This is a genomic window from Methylomagnum sp. (genome assembly GCF_054333355.1).
Window position 1 is genome coordinate 1 of the sequence record NZ_JBTEKS010000174.1, and the last position, 8818, is coordinate 8818.

The window sequence follows — 8818 nt, forward strand, 5'->3', positions numbered from 1 at the left end:
CTCCACTCAGCGAGCGGCGGAAGCCGGAAAGCGGCACCGGACTGGTCGGTACTGAGCGGAATCAAGGCGAATATCCCGCTTGTCGGGTATCGTGCGGATGATCGATCCCCGTAGGGCGGGGCGCACTCGTGCCCGCCCTACTACTATTACTCCGGCGGCGCCGGGAAGTCGCATACAGCCCAGCCCTCAGCGGACCAGCCTGAGGTGTGGTAGAGCATTTTCACCTCGGATGCACAGCGCGGCTGTAGGTCGGGCTTTAGCCCGACGCCGGGAAGGATCGAGCTAAAGAGCCCGACCTACAATCAATTTTGTCCGCACACCGGCATTGAAAGCGCTTTAGCCCCAAGCCCCGTGAACGATCTTTGGAGTTGCATACATGGCCGGCGAGATTGAGATTTTTCCCTGGAACGAGAACTTCGAGACTGGCATCCCGGAGATCGACGCGCAGCACAGGCGGCTCATCGATCTCTTGAACCTGCTGGTCAGCCACTTGGCCTTCCAGTCCGACGTGCCCGCCTTGAACATCATCTTCGACGAATTGAAGGCGTACACGGTCGCGCACTTCGAGATGGAGCAGGACATCTGGCACCGCTATTTCGAGAGCGACGCCTGGGAAACCTGGCATCAACGCGCCCATACCAACTTCATCGACGAGGTGGTCCGGCTGAAAAGCCAGGAGGCGGTCAAGCCGCTGGACGATGTAATCGAGGGGATCGTGTCCTTCCTGACCCGCTGGCTGGCGATGCACATCCTGGAGTCCGACAAGCGCATGGCGAAGGTGGCGCTGGCCCTGCCGTCGGGCATGTCCTTGGAGCAGGCCAAGGAGATGGCGAACAACGAGATGTCGGGCGCCACCAAGGTGCTGATCGACACCGTGATGAAGATGTACGAATCCCTCGCCAACCGAACCATCCTGCTGACCCGGGAGATGAACAAGCGGCGGCTGGCCGAGCAGGAGTTGCGGCAGGCCCACTTGGTTTACCAGAACAGCAGCGAGGCCATCGTGGTGGTGGACGCGGACAACCGCATCCAGGCCGTCAACCCGGCTTTCACCGAAGTGACGGGCTACGGGCCGGACGATGCGTTGGGCGGGGATTTGAACTTGCTGGATTCCGGGCGCCACGATCCGACGTTTCACCGGGCCATCTGGAACGCCGTCGAGACCCTCGGCAAGTGGCAGGGGGAGCTGTGGAGCCGCCGCAAGGATGGCGGGGAATACGCGGAACTCCGCACCATCAACACCATCTTCGGCGAGGCCGGCAAGGTGCATCGGCGGGTGGTGCTGTTCCTCGACATCACCGAGCGCAAGCGCCGCGACGAGGAACTGGAGCGGGCGCGGCAGACGGCGGACGCGGCCAACCGCGCCAAGTCGGAGTTCCTCGCCAACATGAGCCATGAAATCCGCACGCCGATGAACGCCATCATCGGCCTGACCCATCTGCTGCGCCGCGAAATCAGCGAGCCGCCCCACGCCGACAAGCTGGAGAAAATCGCCGACTCCGCCGAGCATCTGCTGTCGATCATCAACGACATCCTCGACATATCCAAGATCGAGGCCGGCAAGCTGGTGCTGGAGGAGGCGGAGTTCGACCTGGAGGGGCTATTGGCGACGGTTTCCTCCCTGGTGGCCGATAAGGCCGAAAGCAGGGGGGTGGAACTCGTCACCGATATCGAGCCAGCCCTGGCCGCCACGTTCCGGGGCGATGCGTTGCGGCTGCGGCAAATCCTGCTCAATCTGGTCGGCAACGCCGTCAAGTTCACCGTGCAAGGCTCGGTGGTCCTCCGCGCCCACCGCCTCGAAGCAACCGCCGCTGGCGAGTTGATCCGCTTCGAGGTCAAGGACACCGGGATTGGCATCGCGCCCGAGCATCATTCCCGGCTATTCAAAGCCTTCGAGCAGGCCGACGGCTCGTCCGCCCGCGTCCATGGGGGCACGGGGCTGGGCCTCGCCATTTCCCGGCGGCTGGTGGAATTGATGGGCGGGGAAATCGGGGTGGACAGTCGGCTGGGCGAGGGCAGCACCTTTTGGTTCAACGTGCGCCTCGCGAAAGGCGGCGGCACCCGGCGGCGGCGCCAGGAGCCGGGCCTGACCGGGTGCCGGGCGTTGGTGGTGGACGATCTGGCCGAGACGCGGGCGGTGCTGAACGCCCTGTTGCTGGACCTGGGGTTGCGGGTGGATTCGACCGGCTCGGGCGAGGGCGCGTTGGCGGCGATCCAGGCCGCCGACCGGGCCGGAGAGCCTTATGCCCTGGTGCTGCTGGATTGGCGGATGCCGGGGCTGGATGGCCTCGAAACCGCCGCCCGCCTGCGCCAGTTGCCGCTTAGGAATCCGCCGACCCGCCTGCTGATGACGGCCTTCGGCCAAGCCTTGTCTGTGGACGAGGCCCAGCGGGCGGGCTTCGACGCGCTGCTGACGAAGCCCGTGACGCCGGGCGCTCTGCTGGACGCCTTGTTGGCGCTGAGCCACCGGAGCGCCGGGCGGCGTGCGGAACCGTCCGGGTCCGCGCCGCTTGCCCCGGAAGAGCGCCTGTCCCGCCATTACCGGAATGCCCGGCTGCTGCTGGCGGAGGACAACCCGGTCAACCGGGAGGTGGCCTTGAAGCTGCTACAGTCCGTCGGGCTGGACGCCGATGTGGCGGAGGATGGCATGGAGGCGGTGGCGCGGGCGCGGGTGACGGACTACGACCTGATTCTGATGGACATGCAAATGCCGGTGCTGGATGGCATCGGTGCCACCCGCGCCATTCGCGCCCTGCCGGATCGGGCGGACACGCCCATCCTCGCCATGACCGCCAACGCCTTCGACGAGGACCGGCGGCGCTGTCTGGACGCCGGGATGAGCGACCACATCGGCAAGCCGGTGCGGCCCGAGGCGCTGTACGCCAGCCTGTTGCAGTGGCTGCCGGAGCGGCCCGCCCGCGGGGATTCGTCCCCGGCGGCGGACCCTTCGCAATCCATCCGGGCGCGGCTGGCGACCCTGTCCGGCCTGAATATCGAGATCGGCCTGGACAATGTCGGGAGCGGCTGGGAGACCTATCTCATGGTGTTGCGGCTCTATGTTCAGACCCACGGCGGCGATCCGGCCATCTTGGGGCGGCACTTGGCCGGGGGCAACCTCGGCGAGGTGTTGCGCTTGGCGCACTCGTTGAAGGGCAGTTCCGTCACGGTGGGCGCCACCTTGGTGGAGACGCGGGCCTTGGCCTTGGAGACCGCGCTCCGGCAGGATCGGCCAGCGGCGGAGGACATCCGGCGGGCGCTGGACGCGCTGGCGCCCGCCTTGCGAGACCTGTTGGCGGGATTGCGGGCCGCGTTGTCCGAGCCAGCCGCCGCCGGGCCGGAGGATGATCTGGCCCAGGCGCGGGAGGCGCTGGCCCGGCTGGAGGCGCTGCTGACCATCGACGACTTGACCGCCAGCGCGGTTTACCGCGAGGCGGCGGGTGTCTTGCGGGGAGTCCTGGGAGAGGCGGCGGAGCGGCTGGACCGGCAAATCGACGCCTTCGATTACGCCGAAGCCTTGCTCACGGTGCGCGGCTGTCTGGCCCGGTTGGCCGAATCAAGCCCGCCGCCGGGGTGAGCGGGCGGCGGCATGGCGGTCGATACACCCCCCCGGCGCGTTTCCGAAAATGGCCCGGGTTGTCACGGGATGGGCTGGCTTGATGTATATTTAATGGATTCTTGCGCTTGGCGCCGGGCTTTTGCATTCGACCGATCCGGCGGCGAGACGAGCGATAACCGTAATCCTGAACACCTATTGATTGGGGAAGATTCGTATGGCTACACCTATTATCTCGGTTGAAGACGCTATCGCCAGCGAAGGCCAAGGCTTCGTGGACTTCGTCGTCAAGCTCAACGCGCCCAGCGCCGTCGGCGTCAGCGTGAACTGGCTGATTCCGGGGGCCACCGGCCCGGACGCCGTCAACTCGGTGCTTTCCCAATTCGGCACCCTGACCTTCAACCCCGGGGAAACCGTCAAGACCATCCGCGTCAACACCATCGACAATGCGACGGTCGATCCCACCGCCGCCGTCGCCCTCCGCCTGCTTGGCCCCACCAATGCCGTGCTGGGCCGCTCCGAAGGGGTGGCGACTCTCCTCGACAATGACGCCGCGACCGGCACGCCGGTGTTGTCGGTGCAAGGCTCGGTGGTCGATGAGGCCGCAGGGCTTGCCACTTTCACCCTGATGCTGAACAAGCCTTCCGCCGCGCCCGTGACACTGAACTGGTCCACCCAGGACGGCACCGCCATCGCCGGTCAGGATTACACCGCCGTGGTGAACAGCCCGCTGAGCTTCGCGCCGGGCGAGTTGGTCAAAACGGTGACGGTCCCCATCACCAACGACCTGGACCACGAGGGCGACGAGACCTTTGGCTTGGTGGTGTCCAGTCTGGTCGGTGCCACCGCCCCGGTGCCCAACGCCAATTCCACCATTGCCGCCAACGACGTTGCCCTTTCCACCATCTATATTGAGGACGCGGCCTCCAACGAGCATCAGAAGTATGTGGATTTCTTCATTCGCTTGGATGTGCCTAGCGTCAACCCCATCACGGTCAACTACACGACTCAAAATGATTTCGCTCTGGCAGGCTCAGATTACACGGCCCAAAGCGGAACCGTCGCCTTCGCGCCTGGGGAGACCTTCAAAACCGTTCGGGTCACCCTGCTCGACAATGGCGGTGTTGGCGAATTCAATGAGAACTTCAAGCTGATCCTAAGCGGGGCAACCGGGGCCAACCTGGATACTCGCCCCGGCAATGCCATCATCATCGACGACGAGCCTTTCCCCCTGGCGACCCAGACCTTCACCCCCACGGTCAGCGTCGAGGACGGGGTAGCCGCGGAGAATGGGCACTACATTGACTTCGTGGTTAAGCTCAACTACCCGCTTGGACTAGGCGTCAGCCCGGCCCGTACCGTCACCGTCAACTACAAAACAGTCAGCGGCACCGCCCTAGGCGGCAGCGATTACATCGCCCAGGCCGAGACCCTCAAGTTCGACCCCGACGAGACCTTCAAAGTGGTCCGCATCCCCTTGGTGAACGACACCGCGACCGAGGCGGCCACCGAAATTCTGAATCTGGAGCTGACCAAGCCGGAAGGCGAGGACGTGGGCCTGGACCGCGCTGTCGCCCACGGCATCATCGTGGACGACGACCCTGCCCAATTGGCCGCGCCCCAACTCAGCATCCAGGACGCGGCGGCCTACGAGGGCCAGGGCTATGTGGATTTCTACGTGCGGCTGGACAAGCCCAGCGCGGCCCCGGTGACGGTCAACTACGCCACGGTCAACGGCACCGCGCTGGCGGGCAACGCGGGTGATTATCTCGCCCAGACCGGCAGCCTGTACTTCGCGTCGGGAGAAACCTTCAAGGCCATCCGGGTGGCCGTGGTGGACGACGCGGCGTCCGAGTCCACCGAAACCCTCCAGGTGGCGCTGAGTTCCCCGGCCAACGCCACCCTGGCCCGCCCCGGCGCCACCGCCACCATTGTGGACAACGACACCGCCTCGGGCACGCCGGGCATTTCGGTCAACAGCATCACCGTTGACGAGGGCGTGGGCGAGGCCATCTTCACCGTGAGCCTGGACCGGCCCGCCACGGGAGTCGTCACGGTCAATTACGGCACCGCCGATGGCGCGGCCAAGGCCGGTGCCGACTACATTTCCAGCAGCGGCACCCTAAGCTTCGCGCCCGGCGAGACCGCCAAGACCGTCAAGGTCGTCATCGTCAACGACACCGAGACTGAAACCAGCGAGTCGCTCAGCTTGGTCTTGTCGAACCCGTCCACCAACAGCACGCTCGGCACCGCCATCGGGACCGCCACCATCAAGCAGAACGATGGGGTCAACGACACGACGGTCATCACGGTGGACAACCCCTTCATCAACGAGTCCGAGGGCATCCTGCTGTTCAAGGTGCGCCTGAACGTGGCGCAGACCGAGCCGGTCTCCTTCGACTATTCCACCGTCGGCGGCACCGCCACCGAGAACGTCGATTACACCAAGACCACGGGGCATTATGAAATTCCGGCGGGCACCACCGAGATCTCCATCAGCGTGCCCATCACCGAGGACACCATCCCCGAGAACCCGGAGACCTTCGCGCTCACCCTGAGCAACATCCGCATCGCCGGGAACGTCATCAACGACCTCAGCGGCACCGCCACCATCCGGCTCAACGACCAGACCGGGCTGGTGGCCGTCGACGACACCTACACGGCGGACGAGGACAAGTCGCTCAACGTCAAGCTGTTGGCCAACGATATCAACCCCAACAACGACAACCTCAAGGTGTGGGGCGTGAACGGCGTGGCGATGCCTGCCTCGGGCGTGTTGTCCACAGCGACCTCGGCGCGTGGCACCCTGGTCATCGACAGCAATGGGCTGGGCCTTTACACCCCGCCCACCAAGTTCTTTGGCCCGGACACCTTCACCTACACCATCCAGGACAGCCAGGGCCGCATCAGCACCGCCACGGTCAGAATCACGGTGGTGACCGGCGAGCCGCTGGCCGTCGCCGACAGCGCGACGACCAGCGAGGACAAGCCGGTCACGATCACGGTCCTCGCCAATGACATCGACCCCAACAAGGACACGCTGTCGGTCACGGCGGTGTCTGCTCCCGGTCATGGCACGGCGGCGATTGGCACCGACGGGGTGGTGATCTATACGCCCGCGACCCAGTACGTGGGCGCCGACAGCTTCACCTACACGATCAACGACGGACAGGGCCACACCGCCGTCGGCTCGGTCAGCCTGACAGTCACCAGCGGCACGCCGGTGGCGGTGGATGACAGCGCCGCCACCAGCCTGGGCAAGGCGGTGGACATCCGGGTGCTGGCCAACGACAGCGACCCCCAGAACGACACCTTGTCGGTGACCGCCCTCACGGCGCCGTCGTCGGGCGCGGCCACGATTGGAGCCGACGGTATCGTCACCTATAAGCCAGTGGCCGGATTCGCTGGCATCGACAGCTTCACCTACACCGTCAGCGACGGCCAGGGCCACACCACGACAGGCCGGGTCCAGGTGACGGTCAGCTCGGGCATCCCATCCGCCACGGACGATAGCACCACGACCAGCCAGGGCGTCCCGGTGGAAATCGCTGTGCTGGAGAACGACGGCGACCCCGAGAACGATCCGCTGTCGGTGATCTCGGTGTCGGTGCCGGGACACGGTACCGCCGCGTTGGGCAAAAGCGGCGTCATCACCTACACGCCGTCGTCCGGTTTCTATGGGCTGGATTTCTTCACCTACACCATCAGCGACGGCCAGGGCCACACCGATACCGCCTTCGTGGACGTGTTCGTGACCGGCGTGAACCGGGCGCCGGTCTTGGTCAATTCCATTCCCGACCAGACGGGGATCCCGACCCAAACCTTCTTCCGCTACACGCTGTCCGCCAGCACCTTCAACGATCCCGACCTGGGCGACGTGTTGACCTACAGCGCCAGCCAAGTGGACGGCTCGGCCCTGCCGTCCTGGCTGGTGTTCGATCCGGGCAGCCATAATTTCCTGGGTTCGCCGGCGGACGGGGATGTCGGGTCGTTCAATGTCAAGGTCACGGCCACCGACCGGTCGTTTGTCAGTGCGTCCGACACCTTCACGATGTCCGTGGTCCCCAGGTCCGCCACGACCACTGCCACGACGACCACTGCCCCCGTGCCCAACACCCAGACGGAGCCGGGCACGCAGGCTTCCGCCAACCACGCGCCCACCACCGCCGACCATGCGGCGACGCTCAAGGAGGGCGGCGCCTACGCCTTCACCGCCGCCAGCTTCCCATTCGCCGACCCGGACGCGGGCGACGCGCTGCAATCGGTGAAAATCGTCAGCCTGCCGACGGACGGGCAGTTGAAGCTGGCCGGGGGATTGGTCCTGGCCGGGCAAGCCGTCACGCGGGCCGACATCGATTCCGGCCGGTTGGTCTACGAGGCGCCCGCGCTGGTCAAGGATTGGGCGCAGTCGTTCACCTTCCAGGTGGGCGATGGGGAGGCGGTTTCGACCCAGGCGGGCGTGTTCGCCTTGAGCCTTGTCCCGAGCAGCCGGGCCATCCGTGGGACGAGTGCCGGGGAGAGCCTCAAGGGCGCGGGCAAGGCCGATCTGGTGCTGGGCCAGGGCGGCAACGACACTTTGGATGGCAAGGGCGGCGGCGACCGGCTGTATGGCGAGGATGGGCGGGACGTGCTTAAGGGAGGGGCGGGCAATGATTTGCTGTCCGGCGGCGCGGGCGACGACAAGCTTTATGGTCAGGATGGCAAGGATATATTGGCGGGCGGGGCGGGGAGCGATTTGCTCGACGGCGGGGCGGGCAAGGATGTTTTCCTGTACGGCGCCAAGGCGTTCGGCGTGGGCGATTTGTCGGCGGGGGATCACGACATCATCAAGGCCACCAAGGGCGACTGCATCGCCTTCGATTCGAGCCTGTGGGCGCATCTGACGCAGAACGACGTGGCCCTGGATGACTTGGCGGGGCACGCGCTGGACGGTCAGATCACCGGCCATAGCAACATCGCCTATGACGGGCATTCCGTGATGATCGACCTGAACGGCGATGGCGATTTCATCGCGGGCCAGGACTTGACGATTGAGGTTCTGGGGCAGGCCAATAAGGTGTCGGTCGATCCGACGGGTCAGTTCCTCATCATTGGCTGATGGATGGTCCGGGGTGGGCGGGGTCACGCCGCCGCCCACCCTGTTTTCCCGCCTTGGCGTGATGCCTTTTTCTTCCCGCCCAAACTGTGGTTTGTATTCCAAACCGGCTTAACCTAATGGCGGCGCACTGTAGGGTGGGTTAGGCGCACGCCACGAGAAGTTTAGAG

General features: G+C 65.4%; 2 protein-coding genes. Both read left to right on the top strand.

The window, feature by feature from the left end; genetic code table 11:
• Window positions 1-376: 376 nt before the first annotated feature.
• Window positions 377-3574: a response regulator gene (locus tag ACXWUF_RS13585; protein WP_458495203.1), complete on the top strand. Its 3198-nt coding sequence runs from the start codon at window positions 377-379 to the stop codon at window positions 3572-3574.
• A gap of 196 nt (window positions 3575-3770) precedes the next feature.
• Window positions 3771-8651 (top strand): Calx-beta domain-containing protein, encoded by a 4881-nt coding sequence (locus ACXWUF_RS13590; protein WP_458495204.1) that lies wholly within the window; start codon window positions 3771-3773, stop codon window positions 8649-8651.
• Window positions 8652-8818: the final 167 nt, after the last annotated feature.

Excerpts from the sequence above, each read along its gene's own strand:
- ACXWUF_RS13585 (WP_458495203.1), top strand. The coding sequence starts at position 377 with ATGGCCGGCGAGATTGAGATTTTTCCCTGGAACGAGAACTTCGAGACT.
- ACXWUF_RS13590 (WP_458495204.1), top strand. The coding sequence starts at position 3,771 with ATGGCTACACCTATTATCTCGGTTGAAGACGCTATCGCCAGCGAAGGC.